Here is an 18,074-nt window from a genome sequence, read left to right on the forward strand (position 1 = left end):
TGGAACGCGCGCCGCTCAGACGCGCCATTGGAAGGCCGGACTGGCCAGCAACACCGCCACGCCTTCGCGCGGCGCCTCGGCGCGCCGCACGGCGGTCAGCGTGTCCGCGTCCGGACCGTCGCCGAACGCGGTCGCGGCCAGGCCCAGCGGATCGCCCGGGACCAGCCCGGCCAGCGCCTCGGCGGCCTGCACGCGCTTCCACAGCGCGTCGGCGCCGCCCCATTCCGCCGCCACGTCGGCGTAACCGGCCGGCGAGCGCGGGGTGAACGGCGGCTGCCCCATCCGTGCCAGCAGGGTCAGCACCGTCTTCTGCTGCGGCGGCGCCTCGGGCCAAGCGCCGCCGGCGCGCAGCGCCGACACCACGAAATCCTGCGGCGGCTTGAACTTGCGCGCCTGCGCGTCCCAGGCCTCGGGGCTGTCGATCAGGGCGCGGTAGACGTGGCGCAGGTCGCCATCGCTGCGCCGCCACGCGTCGGCCATGCGCTGCACCAACGCCGGCGGCGGATCGTCGCGGACGAAATGCCGGGCCAGCTTGAACGAGACGTGCTGCGCGGTGGCCGGATGCCGCGCCAGCGCGGTCAGGATCGCCTCGCCCTGCGCCACGCCGTCCTCGGCGTAGCGCCGGCCCAGCACCAGGCGGCTGCCGGCGGCGTGCGCCGGCGCGCGGAACACGAAGGCCGTCTCGGGCATGCCCTGCTCGACATCGCGCGGGGCCGGCACGCCCCAGCCGGTGATCGCACGCGCCAGTTCGGTGACGTCGGCCTGGGTATAGCCGCCATCCACGCCCAGCGTGTGCAGCTCCAGGATCTCGCGCGCCAGGTTCTCGTTGAGCCCCAGGCGGCGCACGGGACGTTCGGGATCCAGGCGCAGGGCCCGGCGCTGCGCACGTTGCGCCAGCAGCGAGTCGGGGCCGACCGAATTGGCGTTGTCCAGGTAGCGCAGCATCGCCGGGTGCCGCTCCACCGCCAGCAGCAGGTCGGCGAAGCGGCCCATGCAGTGCGGGCGGATCGCCTCGCGCTCCATCGGCGCCGCGTACAGCGCGGCCGCGCGCTTGTCGACCGAGACCGCGAAATGATTGGACCAGAACTGCACCAGGCGCTCGGCGAATCCGGCCGGGCTGGACACCGCGACCCGGTAGCGTGCCGCCAGTTCCTGCGCCTGTGCCTGCCGGTACAGCCCGCGCGCGGCCTGCTGCGCCTGCTGAGCGGCCTGCTGTGGATCGCCGGCCGCCTGCTGCCGCGCCTGGCGGCGTTCGCGCTGGTAGTCGGCCTCGCGGCGCAGGTAGGCCAGGCTGTCGGGCAGGCCCTGCAACGCCGGCGCCAGCGGCGGCGACTGCAGTTGCGCAGCCAGCCAGGCGCGCGGTTCGCCCATGGCGGCCAGGTCCCCGGGACGGGCGCCCAGGCCGAAGCGGTTGGCGGCGCTCAAGCTCTCGCGACGGATCATGCAGCGCTCCGGTGATGGCGACAGCCTTGCAAACGCGCCACCCGGGCCGCGGTTGACCGCCCGGCGGCGGCGTGACGCTTGGCCACCCTGCGCTCTCCCGCCGGAGCGCAGTGCGGGCACAAAAAAGGCCCGGCGCAACGGCCGGGCCTTCGGAGATGCCTCGCAGGTGCGCTTACTTGATCAGGCGCAGCGCGAACGGGTAGCGGTAGGCGACGCCTTCGTTGGCCTTGATGCCGGCCAGGATGCAGAGCACCAGGTTCACCACCCACACCACCGGCGCGAGCAAGCCGCCGATGATGATCACGCTGAGCACCATGCAGATCACGTAGGCGATGGCGATGGTGATCTGGAAATTCAGCGCTTCCTTGGCCTGATCGTTGAGGAAGGACTTGGCCGGGTTGTCCTTGTTCACCAGCCAGATGATCAGCGGCACGATGAACCCGAGGAGGATCCCCGACAGATGGGTGATCAGCGCGACCGTGCGGTCTTCCTGGGGGCCTGCCGAGGCCGGCGGCGGCGGCGGGGCGGTGACGTTGTCGAATTCGCTCATCGGTATTCCGTTCCTTTGGTGGTGAGGGGACAAGACGTTTGGCGCGTCACTCTCGGCGGCCCGCGCAGCGCTGTCAAGCGAGGCCGGCACAGCGGGACGCGCGCCACGCCGGGCGCCGCGCCGGTCCATCGGCCCATACGGCAGCGGATCGCGCTCGCCCCATCACAGCGTCGGGGCGATCGGGCCAGCGCATCGCCATGAGCCACAGGTGCAGTGCGGCCAGCGCCTGCGGCACCAGCGCGTAGGGGCGATGCCCAGGCCCCGGGCGTGCGACGTTGCTGCCGTCACCTTCCGCGGCGCGTGTCGGTGCCCTCAGTCGTTGCCGGCCACCGTCATCCTGCCGACCAGCACCGCGCCGATATGCACATGCGAGCGCACATCGATGTCGGCGCCGACCGCCTCGATGTCCTGGAACATCTGCCGCAGGTTGCCGGCGATGGTGATCTCGTCCACCGGATAGGCGATTTCGCCGTTCTCGATCCAGAACCCGCCGGCGCCGCGCGAGTAATCGCCGGTGACGGGGTTGACGCCGTTGCCCATCAGGTCGGTGACCAGCAGGCCGCGCGGCAGGCCCTTGAGGATGGCCTGCAGATCCACTGCGTTGGCCGCCACCTGCAGGTTGTGCACCCCGCCGGCATTGGCGGTGGTCTGCAGGCCCAGCTTGCGCGCCGAATAGCTGCCCAGCACGTAGCGCTGCAGCACGCCGTCGCGCACCAGCGGCGCCTCGCGGGTGGCCACGCCCTCGCCGTCGAAGGCGGCCGAGCGCAGGCCGCGGCGCAGGTGCGGCCGTTCGTCGATCGCGAACCATTCGGGGAACAGGCGGGTGCCGGCGCTGTCGAGCAGGAAGCTGGCGCGGCGATACAGCGCGCCGCCGGACACCGCGCCAAGCAGATGCCCGATCAACGAGCGCGCCATTTCCGGCGCGAACAGCACCGGCACCTCGCCGGTCGGCAGCGAGCGCGGCTGCAGCCGCGCCACGGTGCGCTCGGCGGCACGGCGGCCGATCGCCGAGGCGCGTTCCAGGTCCTCGCGCGCCAGCGCGCTGCTGTACCAGCCGTCGCGCTGCATGCCGTCGCCCTGCCCGGCGATCAGCGTGCAGGCGATCGAATGGTGGGTGCTGCGCTCGCAGCCGACGAAGCCGTGCGAATTGGCATAGACCGACAGGCTCTCGCTGCTGCCGGCCGAGGCGCCGTCGGAATTGCTGATCCGCGCATCGGCGTCGCGGCCGGCGGCCTCGCAGGCCAGCGCCAGGTCGATCGCCTCCTCGGCCTGCAGCGGCCACGGATGCCAACGGTCGTAATCCGGCTGCTCGCGCGCCATCAGCGCCGCCTCGGCCAGGCCGGCGGCCACATCGTCCTCGGTGTAGCGGGCGATGGCGCAGGCCTGGGCCACGGTGGCCTCCAGGCTGGACTCGTGCAGATCGGCGGTGCTGGCGCTGCCCTTGCGCTGGCCGAAGTAGACGGTGACGCCGATGCCGCGGTCGCGGGTGGATTCCACGGTCTCCACGGCGCCCAGGCGCACGTTGACGTCCAGCCCGCGGTCTTCGCTGCAGCTGACCTCGGCCTGGCTGGCGCCAAGCGCGCGGGCGCGCGCCAGCAGCCGTTCGGCGATATCGGACAGGCGCTCCAGGCGCTGCTGGCTGTCGTCGCGGTGCAAATCGGGGGTGATCGCGTTCAATGCTTTATCCTTGTTGTGCGAATCCCTTCGCCCCTGTCCGGCCGTCCTGGCCGGATGTGTTGATTTGATTTCCAGCCCGATCGAGTAGTACGAGCATGCGCGGACGCGACGAAGACACCGGTGAATTCCGCGGCGAAAGCCGCAGCCAGCAACGCCGCGAGGCGCTGGAAGTGCTGAGCCTGGGCGAGAAGCTGGTGGCGCTGACCCCGGCGCAGCTGGCCAAGCTGCCGGTGCCCGAGTCGCTGCTGCCGCACATCGCCGAGACCAAGCGCATCACCTCGCACATCGCGCACAAGCGGCAGCTGGCGTTCCTGGCCAAGCAGATGCGGCGCGAGGACGAGGCGGTGCTGGAGGCGATCCGCGAGGCGATGGACGTCAACAGCGACAGCGCGCGCCGCGAAGTGGCGGCCATGCACCGGGTCGAGGACTGGCGCGAGCGGCTGCTCGCCGAAGGCGACACCGCGCTGGCCGAACTGCTGGCCGAGCATCCCGACGCCGACCGCCAGCGGCTGCGCCAGCTGGTCCGCAACGCCAAGGACGAGCGGCTGAAGAACAAGCCGCCGCACGCTTACCGCGAGTTGTTCCGGGAGCTGCGCGAGATGATCCTGGGTGGTGCGTCGGGAATGGGGAATGGAGAATCGGGAATCGAAGAAGCGGACGACGACGCGGCGTTCGACGACACGCGCGACTGAGGCGCGGCAACGTCGGCTGCCACGCACAACGGACGACGCGCTCCCAGCCCAGCGAGCGCGGCGCGCGATGAACCTACCCGCCAGGCCGGCAACGCCGCAGCACACCGCGGCTGTGGCTTTGCCGATTCCCGTTTCCCGATTCCCGATTCCCTGCCTACCCACTCCCGGCTCCTAGGCCGTCCCGCCCACGGTCAGCCCGTCGATCAGCAGCGACGGCTGGCCCACGCCCACCGGCACGCTCTGCCCGTCCTTGCCGCAGACGCCGACGCCTTCATCCAGCGCCAGGTCGTGGCCGATCATGCGCACCTTCTGCATGGTCTCCGGGCCGTTGCCGATCAGGGTGGCGCCCTTCACCGGCGCGGTGACCTTGCCGTCCTCGATCAGGTAGGCCTCGGTGGCCGAGAACACGTACTTGCCGCTGGTGATGTCGACCTGGCCGCCACCGAAGTTGACCGCATACAGGCCCTTCTTCACCGAGCGGATCATCTCCTCGGGATCGTGCTGGCCGGCGCGCATGTAGGTGTTGGTCATGCGCGGCATCGGCAGGTGCGCGAACGATTCGCGGCGGCCGTTGCCGGTCGGCGCGACGCCCATCAATCGCGCATTGAGCGTGTCCTGCATGTAGCCGACCAGCACGCCGTCCTCGATCAGGGTGGTGCAGTTGGTCGCGGTGCCCTCGTCGTCGACGTTGAGCGAACCGCGGCGGCCGTCCAGGGTGCCGTCGTCGACGATGGTGACGCCGGGCGAGGCCACGCGCTGGCCGATGCGGCCGGCGTAGACGCTGGTGCCCTTGCGGTTGAAGTCGCCTTCCAGGCCGTGGCCGACCGCCTCGTGCAGCAGCACGCCGGGCCAACCCGGGCCCAGCACGACCTGCATGACCCCAGCCGGCGCCGGCACCGCCTCCAGGTTCACCAGCGCCTGGCGCAAGGCCTCGCGGGCGAAGGCTTCCGGGCGGCCGTCGGCGAACAGCGTGGCGTAGTCGTAGCGGCCGCCGCCGCCGGCATAGCCGGATTCGCGGCGGCCCTGCTGTTCGACGATCACCTGTACGTTCAGCCGCACCAGCGGGCGCACGTCGGCGGCGAGCACGCCGTCGCTGCGCGCCACCAGCACCGTGTCCACGCCGCCGGACAGGCTCACCATCACCTGCTGCACGCGCGGGTCGGCGGCGCGCAGGTATTGGTCCAGCCGCCGCAGCAGCTCGACCTTGTGCGCGTTGTCCATCGCGTCCACCGGGTCCAGCGCCGGGTACAGCGCGCGGCCGCCACCGCGCTGCAGCGCGTGCGCCGGCTGCGCGCCGCCGTCGCGGGAGATGGCCCGCGCCGACTGCGCGGCGGCCAGCAGCGCGTCGCGGTGGATGTCGTCGGAATAGGCGAAGCCGGTCTTCTCGCCGGAGATCGCGCGCACCCCCACGCCCTGCTCGATGGAGTGGGCGCCGTCCTTGACGATGCCGTCCTCCACGCTCCAGCTCTCGCGCCGCGAATGCTGGAAATACAGGTCGCCGAAGTCGATGCCGGGGCCGAGCAGCGTGCCGAAGGCGCGCTCCAGGCTGGTGGCATCCAGGCCGGCGGGAAGCAACAGGCGGGTTTCGGCGAGACTCAGGGCGTGATCGTTCATGGGCTCAACATGGGGGACGAAGGCGCGCAGCGCAAGCGGGGGCGGCACAGTCTGAACACAGCAGGCGCGCGGGAAGCGCTGCTGTCTCCAGGCAATGCACGGCATCCCATGCACGCGCAGGGCGCCGCGCCACTGCCATCCTTGCGACCGGCGTCGCGCGCAACCGCCGCCGTCCCCACTCCCGGCTTTCAACAGCCGCAGGCTGGTCATCCCCAATCCCGGCTTTTCAGGGCTTCCCGGACGCAGCCGGCGGCGTCGCGGCAGGCGCCGCCGGCGGGCGCGCCGACTCGCGCTCGATCACGTCCACCTTGGGATCCTTCCACGGCCCGGTGACCCGGTAGGTGCGCGCGCCGATGTTGCCCAGCGGCTTGCCCAGCACCGCGTTGGCGGCGGCGCCGACCGCCGCGCCGACCGGCCCGCCGGCCACCGCGCCGACCACGGTCAGCAGGTTGCCGGACTTGGGATTGACGTCGATGGTCTGGTCGAACTGCTGCGCGCGCAGGTCGGCCTCGCCGCGCACCTTGATCTCCGCGGCCGGGCCATCGATGACCAGGTTGTCGCTGCGCGCCAGGCCGTCGCCGAAACGGATCTGGCCGTCGATGCGGTTGAAGGCGAAGCCCTTGGAGAAGAAGTCGCGGAAATCGAACATCAGCCGCCGCGGCAATTGCGCCACGCTGAGCAGGCCGAGCACGCGCCCGGCGCCCGGGTTGAGTTCCAGCAATTGCCCATTGCGCGCGGCCACGTCGAGCTGCCCCTGCACCGTGGCAAGCTGCAGGCCGGACGGCGTGCCCGGCCAGGCGGCGCTGAGCGTCAGCTGGCCTTCGCCGCCGCGCACCTGCCCGCCGAAGTCCAGGTTCTGCATCAACTCGCCCAGGTCGCGGCTGTCGACGTTGGCGTTGAGCTGGGTCCGGGCGGTGGCGCCCTTGCCGCGCCAGTCGCCGCTGATGTCGATCTTCTGCTTGTCCGAACGCAGGTGCAGCTGGTCCACCTGCATGCCGTCGGCGAGCTTGCGCGTGCGCAGCGAGGCCGCGCCGAGGGTCATCGCGCCGAAGCGCAGGTCGTCCACGTCCAGCGCCAGCGCCGGGATCGTGGCCGGGTCCAGGCTGTCGGCGAACGGGCCGGCCGGGACCGGGCCGGCGCTGCCGGCGACCCCGCTGCCGGCGGGCGTGGCGACCACCGCCGTCGGCGTGCCGTTCGCCACCGGCAAGGTGGCCGTGGCCGAGCGCCAGTGCACCCGCGCCAGGCGTCCGCCGAGTACGCCGCCGTCCTTGGTCGGCACGCTGAGGTCGCCGGCCAGGGCCGGGCCGTCCAGGTGCACGTCGATGCTGTCGGCCTGCGGCAGCAGGCGCAGGCGGGTGTTGTCGAACACACCGCCCAGCAGCAGCAGATGGTCGGCCAGGATCTCGATACGCCGCAGCGGCATCGGGTCTTCGCCGCCGTTGGCCGCGGCGGCGTTCGGATCGGGACGGCTGACCACGCCGATCCAGTCGATGGCGTTCAGCGCCGCGGTGCGCCCGCTGACCACCAGGCCGCTGGCCGGCGGTTCGTCGGCGACGTGGTCGCTGCCCATCACCACGCGCACGCCGGTCTTGCCGCCCTGGCTGCGCGCCGCCAGCGCCATCAGCTTGCCGAAGGCCACCTCGATGCGGCCGCTGCCGACCGGCAGCGGCACGTTGACCGAGGTCGCCAGCGGCGTGGCCGGCGCCTTGTCCATCGGCGCCGGCATCAGCAGCTGGGTGCCGACCAGGTCCGAGCGCAGCTGCAGCCGGGTCGGCGGCTGCGCGCCGCCGTCGGGGGTCTTGGGCAGGCCGACGCCGATGTTCCAGCGCGAGCGGCCCTGCACGTACGGCTTGAGCCAGGCCATTTCCGGCACCCGGTCGAGCAGTTCGTTCGCGTCCAGCGACGCGCTCAGCGCGGCCTCGAAGGCCTGCTGCGGATCCTGCACGCCGTCGCCGGCGCGCAGCGCCAGTTCGCCCTGGTGGCCCTGGTAGGCCACGCTCAGCTTCTGCGCGGCGAATCCGGTATCGCTGTAGTTGGCGCTGCCGCGCATGTCGTCGAAGGCCAGGTCCCAGCGCTTGTCGGCGATATGCGCGCCGAGCAGGTCGACCGTGCCGCGCAGGTGGTGGGTGCCGATGTCGGCGCGCAGCGGCTGCAGCAGGTCGAAGGTGACATCGGCCGGCCCCGACGCGCTGAGCGCATCCAGGGTGTCGCCGTAATGGGCATGCAGCGGACTCTGCCGCAGCATCGCCAGCAGCTTGCCGGTCTCGGCGCGGGTGCTGGCCAGCACGCTGAGCTGGCCTTCCTTGTAGTCGGGCAGCGCCGCCGACAGCTGCTCCACCGGCACCCCGCCCATGCTGCCGCGGCCGTGCACCTCGAAGCCGTTGCCGATGAAGGCGACGCTGGCGTCCACGTTCTCCACCGCCGGCCAGTCGTGCTGGAAGCGCACCTTGGCGTCCTCCAGCCGCGCGGTCGCCTCGAAGCGGCCGTTGTGGTCGGCGAACGGCCAGTCGTCCAGGTCGCCGGAGACCAGCGCATGGCCGTCGCGCAGGCGCCCGCCCTGCAGCGCGGCGTCGAGCCAGTCGGTGGCGGCCTTGCTCATCTTGGAATGGACCCAGAACTTCTTCGCCGCCACCACCGGCGCGTCCTGCAGGTCGGCGGCCAGGTCGATCCACGGCCGCGAGCCGTCGTCCTGGAAGCGCAGCCCGCCGCGCACGTCGGCGCCGTAGTCGCTGCCCTGCACGCGCAGCCCGGGGGTCGCCACGCGCAGGCCGTCGCCATCGCGGAAGGCGACGATGCGTCCGGCCAACTGGACCTGGTGGACCACGCCGAAGCCGCTGGGCCAGTCGACGCGGACCGGGCTCCCGGCGTCCAGCGCCAGTTCGCCGGCCTGGGCATCGCCGTCGAAGCGGCCGCGCAACCCGCTCACGCCGGGCGCACCGCCCGCCGGCGCGAACGCCAGGTCGGCCAGACGACCCTGGCCGTACAGCGGACCGCCGGGAACCCCGCTCACCGCCACCTGGGTCAGCTGCAGACGCGGCTTCGCCACCGCCAGCCAACTGCGCAGGCTGGGCGAAAGCCGGTCGCTGAGCCCGGCCACCGCGATCAGCGGCGCCAGGTCGAGCCGATCGCCGTACAGGGCGAAACGGCGTCCGCCGGCCACGGTCAGCCCGTCCAGGCGCTGCAACGGCTGTCCGGCCTGGCCGAACTGCAGTTGCGGCGCATCCAGCCGCCAGCCACCGTCGATCTGGCGCCAGCGCGCCTTCGCGCGGAAGGTGGTGAAGGCGAGCTGCGGCCGGGTGCGCCCGTCGGCCAGCGACGCGCCGCGCAGGCGCAGCGCGCGCAGCGTGGCGTCCACGGTCACCCCGGCGACCCGGCGCTGCTGCAGGTCCAGCCAGGCCTGGACGTCGCCGACGCCGCCCTGCAGTTCGATGCCGGCCGCATGCAGCAGGCCTGCCCAACCCGCCAGTTCCGCCGGGCGCACCGCCAGGTAGGCCTGGCCGTCGCCACTGCGACGGTCCAGGTCCAGCACCGCGGTCAGCGGCGCCTGTTGCAGATCGCTCCAGCCGTGCACGCCCACCTGCAGGCGCTCGCCGTTCACGCGCATCCGCAGGTCGATCTTCGGCACCTGCGCTTCCAGGCCCAGCGACGGGGCGTGTACACGCAGGCGTCCATCGATGACCTGCAACTCGCCCAGCCCTTCCAGCGCATCCAGCGGATCGCCGCCCTGCCCCGAGGTCGGCAGGCCCTGCACGCTCCAGTTGCCGTCGTCGGCGCGCAGCAGGGTCAGCGCCAGGCCGCGCAGGCGCAGTTCGGTGAACGAGCGCCCGGGCAGCAATCCCGCGTACATCGACACCAGCACCTCGGCCTGGCCGATGCGCACGCCGTCGCCGGCACCGATGCGCAGCCCATCCAGGCGCAGCAAGGGACCGCGCCGGGTCCAGGCCGTCTCCAGCCGGTCGAAGCGGATCGGCCGCCCGGCGCGCTCGCTCAGCCACGCCGCCACCTGCTGCGGATGCCGCTCCACGAACGGCAGCGCCTGGCTCAGCGCGCCCACCGCCAGGGCCACGCACACCAGCCCGATCGCCACCGCGTAGAACGCGAAACGGCGAGCCAGGCGCAGGCGGCGGCGCAGCGGGGTGTGCATCAGGTGCGGGGAATGGGGAATCGGGAATGGGGAATCGCAACAGCAGAGCGCGAACTGCTCATTGCCGTGTGAAATTCGGCCGAGGAATCCAGGGATGCGTCAGCGCGAACAGCGCGCTCTTCCCCCATTCCCCATTCCCGACTCCCGATTCCCAGCCTCACAACAACACCACGTCGAACTGCTCCTGCAGGTATTGTTCGTCGGCCTGGAAGCGGATGGTCTTGCCGAGGAATTCCTCCAGCTCGGCCACCGCCGCCGATTCCTCGTCGGTGATGCGCGCCACCACCTTGGTCGAGGCGATCACCAGCAGCCGCGCCGCGTCGAACTGGCGCACCGCGCGGGTGATCTCGCGGAAGATCTCGTAGGTCACAGTCTCGGCGGTCTTGATCGAGCCGCGCCCGCTGCATTCCGGGCACGGTTCGGACAGCTGCCGCTCCAGGCTCTCCACGGTGCGCTTGCGGGTCATCTCCACCAGGCCCAGCGGCGAGAACTCGTACACCGTGGTCTTGGCGTGGTCGCGCGAAAGCGCCTTCTCCAGCGTGCGCAGCACCTGGCGGCGGTGCTCGGCATCGTCCATGTCGATGAAGTCGATGATGATGATGCCGCCGAGGTTGCGCAGGCGCAGTTGCCGCGCCACCGCCTGCGCCGCCTCCAGGTTGGTGCGGAACACCGTCTCCTCGAGATTGCGCTGGCCCAGGAACGAGCCGGTGTTGACGTCGATGGTGGTCATCGCCTCGGTCTGGTCGATGACCAGGTAGCCGCCGGACTTCAGCGGCACCTGCTTGTCCAGCGCGCGGGCGATCTCGTCCTCGACCCCGTACAGGTCGAAGATCGGACGGTCGCCGGTGTACAGCTCCAGGCGCTCGGCCAGCACCGGCATGTACTTGGCGACGAAGGCCTGCAGCCGTTCGAAGGTCTCGTGCGAATCGACCTTGACCTTCTCCACGTCCTTGCGGATCAGGTCGCGCACCGCGCGCAGCGGCAGGCTCAGGTCCTCGTAGATGATGCTGGCCGGGGCGCCGTCGCGGCCGCGCCGCTCGACCACGTTCCAGACCCGCGACAGGTAGGCGATGTCCTCGGCCAGTGCCTCGGCCGGCTGGCCCTCGGCATTGGTGCGGATGATGTAGCCGAAACCGCCGTGGCTGGCGGCCAGGTCGGCGACCAGGGTCTTCAGGCGCTGCCGTTCGGCCTCGTCCTCGATCCGCGCCGACACCCCGATCACCCGCGACTGCGGCAGCAGCACCAGGTAGCGCGAGGGGATGCTGATCTGCGTGGTCAGCCGTGCGCCCTTGCTGCCGATCGGATCCTTGACCACCTGCACCACGATGTCCTGGCCGTCGCGCAGCAGCTCCACGATCGGCACCGCGGCCGAGACCGGCAGTGGCGTTGCCTCCTCGGTGTCGCCATTGCCGACCGGCGCCGGCCGCACCACGTCGTTGGCGTGCAGGAACGCCGCGCGCTCCAGCCCGACCTCGACGAATGCCGCCTGCATGCCGGGCATCACCCGCTGCACCCGGCCCTTGTAGATGTTGCCGACCACGCCGCGGCGCCAGCCGCGCTCGATGTGCAGCTCCTGCAGCATGCCGTTCTCGATGACGGCCACCCGGGTCTCGCGTGGTGTGACGTTGACCAGGATCTCTTGCGACATCACAGCACTCCGAAGGTGCGCAGCAGGTGGTGGGTCTGGTGCAGGGGCAGGCCCATCACCCCGGAATAACTGCCGTCGAGACGGCTGACGAAACGCTCGGCGCCGCCCTGGATCGCATACGCGCCGGCCCGCCCCATCGGCTCGCCGCTGGCCACGTAGTCGGCGATGTCGCGCGCGGACAACGGGGCGAAGGTCACCGCCGTGGGCACCAGCACCAGCTCTTCGCGGCCGGCGGCGACCAGCGCCACCGCGGTCATCGCCTGGTGGGTGCGCCCGGACAGGGCCGCCAGCATCGCCGCCGCATCCTCGGCGTCGGCCGGCTTGCCGAACACGCGATCGTCCAGCACCACCTCGGTGTCGGCGCCGAGCACCACCGCGTCGGCGGCATCGGCCAGTTGCGCCAAGCCGGCACGGGCCTTGTCCAGCGCCACCCGGCGCACATAGGCCTGCGCCGACTCGTCGGCCGCGCGCACTTCCGGCACCTCGAGGTCGAGGATCCGGAACGGCACGCCGAGGCGGGTCAGCAGTTCGTTTCTGCGAGGGGAACGGGACGCGAGATACAGCATGGCCGAAGGATAACCCGACCGGACTGACTGAACGATCGCTAATTGCGGGACGATCGCTTCGACCCCGGCGAAGATCACGACGCGTTCATCGTCGCGGCAACACCCTCGCCCAATCTTCACAAGGAGAACATCGATGCGCGCATTGTCCGTCCGCCCGCTGCTGCTGGCCCTGTCCCTCGCCCTAGGAGGCACGATGACCGCCCACGCCCAATCCGCCGCGCCCGGCTACGCCGTGCCCGCCGACGGCACCCTGCTCAACATCGCCGCGCAGGCCGAGGCCAAGCGCGCGCCCGACGTCGCCGCCATCTCCGCCGGCGTGGTCACCCAGGCCACCGACAGCGCCGCGGCGATGCGCCAGAACGCCGAGCAGATGACCAAGGTACTGGCCGCGATCCGCGCCGCCGGCATCGCCGACAAGGACGTGCAGACCAGCGGGGTCAGCCTCAACCCGCAGTACAAGTACGCCGAGAACCAGGCGCCGCAGATCATCGGCTACCAGGCCAACAACTCGGTGAACCTCAAGGTGCGCGACATCGCCAAGCTCGGCAAGGTGCTCGACGCGCTGGCCGCACAGGGCGCCAACCAGATCAACGGCCCCACCTTCGAGATCGACGACCCCGAACCGTTGTACGACCAGGCCCGGGTCGATGCGCTGAAGAAGGCGCAGGCACGCGCGCAGACCTACGCCAAGGCGCTGGGCCTGCACGTGCGGCGCATCGTCAGCATCTCCGAAGGCAGCAGCGGCGGCGTGCGCCCGCCGATGCCGATGATGCGCGCGATGGCGATGAAGGCGGAGATGGACAGCACCCCGGTCGCGCCGGGCGAGAGCAGCGTCTCGGTCAACCTGGATGTGGTGTTCGAACTGGGCAAGTAAGCCCGGTCCGCCCCCTCCTTCGCGACGGCGCCTGCGGGCGCCGTCGTCGTTTTCGGTCCGCCGCAGCGCCCCTCGCCAATACGGCACCCGGCCTCGATCGCCGCCGCCTCTTGCCAAAGTGCCCGCGACCGGCGCACTGTCGAAACGCGGACGGGCGCGATGACCCCATCCGTCGCCCCCGTGCGTTTTCCGGTACCGCAGTCCACGACACTCCTATCGCAGAGGTGGATCCATGGTTCGCACGCAACTCCCCGCCCCGTCCTTCCGCATCGACCTGTCCCGGGTCCTGGCCTACAGCACCGCGATCGCCCTGCACGTGCTGGCCGCCCTGTTGCTGCTGCTTCCGCTCTCGCACGTGACCGCGCCACCGGAACCGGCGCAGGTGCAGCCGCCCTGGCAGCAACCGGTGCTGGTCAAGGTCACGCCACCGCCGCCGACCATTCCCACCGTCGAGAAACAGGTGCCGACGCAGCCGCGCACGCCGACCGCAGTCCCGGTGCCGACCCCGACGCCGGCGCCGCTGTTCGACAGCAGCCCGGTAGCGCTGGACACCGCGCCCAATGTCGACCCCACGCCCAGCATCGCCGCACCGAGCCTGCCGCCCGCAAGCGCGAGCGCGCCGGTGGACGGCATGCAGTTGCAGTACCTGCGCGCGCCGGCCCCGCCGTATCCGCGCGACGCGCTGCGCGATCGCCTGCAGGGCAGCGTGCTGCTGCGGGTGCTGGTCGGCACCGACGGGCAACCGCTGCAGGTCAGCATCGAGAAGAGCAGCGGCCACCGGGTGCTGGACCAGGCCGCCCGCGACCAGGTGCTCAAGCGCTGGGCGTTCAAGCCGGCGCTGCAGAACGGCACGCCGGTGCAGGCGTACGGACTAGTACCGGTCGATTTTTCGATGGACCGCTGAAGCGCTCTACATCCAATGGCCGGCGCCCCAGCGCCCGGCCATTGCTGCTCACGCGGCTCGCGGCTCGCGGCTCGCTTCCATCCTCCGATCAGGTTGCGCCTTGGCGGCGCAATCCAGTTGGATGAGTCGACATCCACAGGATCTTCCAGCGAAGGCACGGCGTCGCGCCTGCCCCCGTCGGTAGCGCGACAGCCCGATGCCCTCGTTGCCTGACGCCCACGCCGCGCGCCTGCCGCACCTCCCAACCTGCCAATCCACCTGGCAAGGTTCGCGCACCGCCGTCGTAGCACCGAGTCCGCCAATGCTGCGGAGGTGGCTGCCACCGTGGATCATTGTGTCGCAATCCGCCGCGAGCCCTGCACCCGAAAAAAAAGCCCGCCCCCTCGGAAAGGGACGGGCCTAGCAGTCGCTGTTACGCCGCGCCGGGCGTCAGGTTTCGATCAATAGTCGTAGGACACCGAAAGCTGCAGGTAACGCGGGGTCTGGAAGTAGTTGCCCATGCCATAGGTGTTGAGCACCGTGTACGGACTGGACTCCCAACTCGCGTACTGCTGCAACGGCTTGCGCTCGTTCAACAGGTTGAACACCTGCAAGCCGAACGCCAGCTTCTGGTCCGCGAACGCCGGGCGATAGATCGCGCCCAGATCGATCTGCTTGGTCCACGGAGTGCGGCCCGCATCACCGGGACGCGACGCACTGCCGGCACAGGTGTGGTAGGCCGAGCCGTAGCCAACCGGATCGCCTGCCGACGATCCCTCGTCGGTGCCGTTGGCACTGAAGTAGCCCAGGCAATCGCGCGGCGTCCCCGACTGGATACGCAGGTTGGCCGAGACCATCCACTCCGGCGTGAGCTGATACGCGCCGTAGACCTTCAACTGATGGCGACGATCGTTGGCCAGATAGCCGCCGGCCCACGCCATCAGCGCCGCCGCGTCCCAATCCTGGGTCTTGGAAACGTCGGTCTGGCCGATGTTGGACTTCAACTGGCCTTCGGTGTTGCCGAAGTTGCGCGACCAGGTGTAGTCAACACGGGTACTCCACTTGCCATCGAAGGGATGCTCCAGATACAGGTTGACCGCCGCGTAATCACGCTTGGCAGAGCTGTCGAAGCCCCAGTCGGACTTGCTCATGGTGAAGTTGGTGCGGCCGCCGCTGGTGTTGGCCAGGCTGAAGGAGTTGGTCTTGCCGGGGTTGAACAGGATGCAACCCGGAATGTTGACCGTACTCGGATCCACCCCCAGCGACTCGAGCTTGGTGCTCATGCGGTCCGGATCGCACACATCGTCGATCGCGGACTGCAGCTTGCGGTAGGTGCCCTTCGCACCGAAGGTCCACTTCTCGGCAAACGCCTGATCGAAGCCCACGATCAGCTCATCCTGATACATCGACTTCAGGTCGGTCGGGGTGAAGGTGCGCGGATCCGGGGCGACGCCGTACTCGCCGTTGGAGGAAACCGGGCCGGGGCCGAGCGGGCGCAGGCCGGTCGGGTTGCCCTTGGCATCGATGCCGGTGTAGGTGAAGTACTCGCTGGTGTAGGTCGACGCCGAAGCGCCACGGATCGCGACGCTGTTGGGCAGCGCCAGGAAGTAACGGCCCAGGTTGGCGTAGACCTTCAGCGTCGAATCGCCGTGCACGTCCCAGGTCGCGCCTAGACGCGGCGCCCACTGGTTGCCGCTGTCCACGTACGGCTTGGCTTCGCTGTTGCTGTTGATGAACTTGTCGTTGCGCAGACCCAGCGACAGCAACACGTTGTCGCTGACCTGCCAGCGATCTTCGAGGAAGTAGGCCTTCTGCTTGACCGTCATCGACGTGGCGGTGCTGAAGATCAGCCGGCGCACATAGTAGCCCTGACCGCCCGGCGCGCCCACGCCCAACGCCGAGCTGATCGGCGACGTCGGCCGGGACGACTTGGCGTAGTACCAGGAGTAGCCCGGACCGGTCATCGACTGACCTTCGTTCTCGGCCTGGTAGTAGATGTTGTCGATACCGAAAGCGAGATCATGGTTGCCCAGGCGGTAATCGAAATCCACGCGCAGGCCGCGGGTGTTGTCCTTGCCATCGAGCAGGTTGCGCGCGCCCTGGCCGTTGCGGATCGGCGTGCCGCCGTTGGTGGCCGGATTCTGGAAGACCACGCCGCTGAGGTACGGATCCGGACTGACGATGCCCGGGTAGTTCTTGTTGTCGAAGGTGCTCTTGCCGTAGGTGGCGCTGAAGGTCAAGTCCTGGGTCAGATAGCTGGTGTACTTGCCGATGTAGTAGGTGCTGTTCTGCTTGACGATGTTCGGTTCGACGGCGGTGTTGCGCGCGCCCTCGGACAGCGTGGCATAGTCGAACGCATTGTAGTAACCGCCGGTGCGGTCATTGCTCTTGATGCCGGTCAGCTCGAGGACGTTGCTGTCGTTGATGTTCCAGTCGACCTTCGCATAGACCTTGGGCTTTTCCTCGTTCCAATGGTTGCGCGCCAAGACGCTGCTGTCGGACGAATTGGTCGACACGCCGTCGATCTTCTCCTGCTCGGCCGAGACGAACACGAACAGGCGATCCTCGATCAACGGGCCGCCGGCATAGGCGCTGTATACGTTGCTCCAGGTCGGGTTGTCCTTGCGCGAGCGATACAGCTTGCCGGTCAGCGTCGGATCCTGATAGCCATAGCCGCTCGGCAGGGACGCGTCGGGGTAGTACACGTCCTTGGGCGACTCGGCAGTGGCGCGCGGCCGCCACAGCACCTGGCCGCCGAAATGCCATTCGTTGGTGCCGCGCTTGCCGATCTGGCTGATCACGCCGCCGTCGGAACGGCCGTAGCGCGCGCTGTAGCCGCCGGTATAGACCTCTTGCTGGTCGATGGCGCCGTACGGCAGGCTGACGCCGCCGATGTTGTTGATCGGATTGCCGGTGGAGAAGCCGTTGACGTAGTAGGCATTCTCCGACACGCCGGCGCCGCCAAAGGAAACCGCGTTGCCGAAGTAGCCGCTGCCGGCCACGGCGCCCGGCGCCAGCAGGGCGATCGCCTCGGCGGAACGGGCCAGCGGCAGGCGCTGCAGTTGCTCGGCGGTGATGACCGTGCGCGAGTCGACCGTGGTGACGTCCACCGGCGCCACGTTGCTGGCGCTGACGGTCACCGTATCGAGCGTGGCGGTGCTGTCGGACTTGGCGAAGGAGACCTCGGTGCCCGAGCTGACGCGCAGGCCGATGCCCTTGCGGGTGTCGACGGCTTGCCCGTCCTTGTTGAGGGTGACGCTGTAGGTGCCTACCGGCAGCGAGCCGATATTGAAGCGCCCGGCGCTGTCGACCGGCACCGTACGGGTAAGACCGGTATCGCTTTGCACGGTGATGGTCGCGCCCGCGGGCGCGACGCCGTAGATGGAACCGGTGGTGCTCTGCGCGTGGACGACGCCCTGCGTGAGTGCTGCTCCCAGAAGCACGGCCAGTACGCTACGACGCATGACACGGCTTGGATAGTGCTTGGACATCTGTCCTCTCTCCCCTGACGGAACGTGAAGGACCTTGGCTGTTGAACGCAGCGCCGGTCGGAAATTAAGAAATCTTTAACGAAAATTTGTTTCGTTTAAAACGATTCTCTTAACGCGAGATTAATTTAGAACAAAATTTCCACACGATTGCAACTCTTGGCTCATGACTTCTACACACAAAGCGGTTAGAGGTTGACAGAACGGCCTGGCACAACTGGGATATGCGCAGCTTTTTGCCGGGATGGACCGCGGCATTGGGCATCGGCACCCCTCTCGAAGCGCTGCTCCTTGCGGACGGACGTCGGGGTCCGGCGCGCGCGCCCCGGATCGCGGTCCCGGCCAACCTGGAGGAACCGGACAAACGCAGGAGCGACAGCCGCCCCGTTCCAGGACAACGGAACGTGGACGCACGTGAACGTCCCGCCATGCAGCGATACCCTGCAAACGGACTTGCCAACGCAGGCCGTCAGGCCCCGCGTTAGCTGCCCTCAC

The 18,074-nt window shown here is 69.8% G+C and carries 11 protein-coding genes; 3 read left to right on the plus strand and 8 right to left on the minus strand.

Translation table 11 applies throughout. From position 1 onward, the window contains the following. Positions 1–15: 15 nt before the first annotated feature. From CEK68_RS01110 to pmbA, 3 genes are all read right to left on the minus strand, one after another. Entirely contained in the window at positions 16–1,443 is a 1,428-nt protein-coding gene (locus CEK68_RS01110) for a DUF1800 domain-containing protein (RefSeq protein WP_152238271.1), read from the minus strand. Between the two features lie 172 nt (positions 1,444–1,615). Continuing rightward, positions 1,616–1,993: a DUF4870 domain-containing protein gene (locus CEK68_RS01115; protein WP_010344465.1), complete on the minus strand. Its 378-nt coding sequence runs from the start codon at positions 1,991–1,993 to the stop codon at positions 1,616–1,618. Between the two features lie 312 nt (positions 1,994–2,305). Then, positions 2,306–3,670 carry a metalloprotease PmbA gene (pmbA, locus tag CEK68_RS01120; RefSeq protein WP_150409897.1) on the minus strand — a complete coding sequence of 455 codons (1,365 nt, stop codon included), beginning with the start codon at positions 3,668–3,670 and terminating at the stop codon, positions 2,306–2,308. Positions 3,671–3,765: 95 nt separating this feature from the next. On the opposite strand from pmbA, the gene yjgA reads away from it, so the two are divergent. After that, a complete protein-coding gene (gene yjgA / locus CEK68_RS01125) occupies positions 3,766–4,362 on the plus strand; it encodes a ribosome biogenesis factor YjgA (RefSeq protein ID WP_017910610.1) in 597 nt (198 codons plus the stop codon). A gap of 171 nt (positions 4,363–4,533) precedes the next feature. Here yjgA and tldD read toward each other — a convergent pair whose 3' ends face one another. The 4 genes from tldD to CEK68_RS01145 form a co-directional block, all read right to left on the minus strand. Further along, positions 4,534–5,976, minus strand: a complete 1,443-nt coding sequence (gene tldD, locus CEK68_RS01130; protein WP_017914545.1) for a metalloprotease TldD — start codon at positions 5,974–5,976, stop codon at positions 4,534–4,536. 226 nt (positions 5,977–6,202) lie between these two features. Next, positions 6,203–10,120, minus strand: a complete 3,918-nt coding sequence (locus tag CEK68_RS01135; protein WP_152238272.1) for a YhdP family protein — start codon at positions 10,118–10,120, stop codon at positions 6,203–6,205. 157 nt (positions 10,121–10,277) lie between these two features. Beyond that, positions 10,278–11,768, minus strand: a complete 1,491-nt coding sequence (gene rng / locus CEK68_RS01140) for a ribonuclease G (protein WP_010340444.1) — start codon at positions 11,766–11,768, stop codon at positions 10,278–10,280. Further along, entirely contained in the window at positions 11,768–12,334 is a 567-nt protein-coding gene (locus CEK68_RS01145; RefSeq protein ID WP_152238273.1) for a Maf family nucleotide pyrophosphatase, read from the minus strand. The genes rng and CEK68_RS01145 overlap by 1 nt, the downstream gene beginning before the upstream one ends. A gap of 133 nt (positions 12,335–12,467) precedes the next feature. Between CEK68_RS01145 and CEK68_RS01150 the strand changes: the two genes are divergently transcribed. After that, the gene (locus tag CEK68_RS01150; RefSeq protein WP_017907288.1) at positions 12,468–13,208 is read left to right on the plus strand and encodes an SIMPL domain-containing protein; all 741 of its coding nucleotides are present in this window, start codon (positions 12,468–12,470) and stop codon (positions 13,206–13,208) included. A gap of 232 nt (positions 13,209–13,440) precedes the next feature. Next, positions 13,441–14,112 (plus strand): energy transducer TonB, encoded by a 672-nt coding sequence (locus CEK68_RS01155; protein ID WP_152238274.1) that lies wholly within the window; start codon positions 13,441–13,443, stop codon positions 14,110–14,112. 440 nt (positions 14,113–14,552) lie between these two features. On the opposite strand, the gene CEK68_RS01160 is transcribed toward CEK68_RS01155, so the two are convergent. Continuing rightward, complete coding sequence (locus tag CEK68_RS01160; protein ID WP_226977719.1) at positions 14,553–17,555, minus strand: TonB-dependent receptor; 3,003 nt, start codon at positions 17,553–17,555, stop codon at positions 14,553–14,555. Positions 17,556–18,074: the final 519 nt, after the last annotated feature.

The sequence above is a fragment of the Xanthomonas sp. LMG 12461 genome (genome assembly GCF_009192935.1).
Classification (GTDB): domain Bacteria; phylum Pseudomonadota; class Gammaproteobacteria; order Xanthomonadales; family Xanthomonadaceae; genus Xanthomonas_A; species Xanthomonas_A sontii.

Bases quoted from the DNA above. Each gene is read 5' to 3' on its own strand.
- rng (WP_010340444.1), bottom strand. From the start codon at position 11,768: ATGTCGCAAGAGATCCTGGTCAACGTCACACCACGCGAGACCCGGGTG.
- CEK68_RS01135 (WP_152238272.1), bottom strand. From the start codon at position 10,120: ATGCACACCCCGCTGCGCCGCCGCCTGCGCCTGGCTCGCCGTTTCGCG.
- CEK68_RS01145 (WP_152238273.1), bottom strand. From the start codon at position 12,334: ATGCTGTATCTCGCGTCCCGTTCCCCTCGCAGAAACGAACTGCTGACC.
- CEK68_RS01155 (WP_152238274.1), top strand. From the start codon at position 13,441: ATGGTTCGCACGCAACTCCCCGCCCCGTCCTTCCGCATCGACCTGTCC.
- CEK68_RS01160 (WP_226977719.1), bottom strand. From the start codon at position 17,555: ATGCGTCGTAGCGTACTGGCCGTGCTTCTGGGAGCAGCACTCACGCAG.
- CEK68_RS01110 (WP_152238271.1), bottom strand. From the start codon at position 1,443: ATGATCCGTCGCGAGAGCTTGAGCGCCGCCAACCGCTTCGGCCTGGGC.
- CEK68_RS01150 (WP_017907288.1), top strand. From the start codon at position 12,468: ATGCGCGCATTGTCCGTCCGCCCGCTGCTGCTGGCCCTGTCCCTCGCC.
- tldD (WP_017914545.1), bottom strand. From the start codon at position 5,976: ATGAACGATCACGCCCTGAGTCTCGCCGAAACCCGCCTGTTGCTTCCC.
- yjgA (WP_017910610.1), top strand. From the start codon at position 3,766: ATGCGCGGACGCGACGAAGACACCGGTGAATTCCGCGGCGAAAGCCGC.
- CEK68_RS01115 (WP_010344465.1), bottom strand. From the start codon at position 1,993: ATGAGCGAATTCGACAACGTCACCGCCCCGCCGCCGCCGCCGGCCTCG.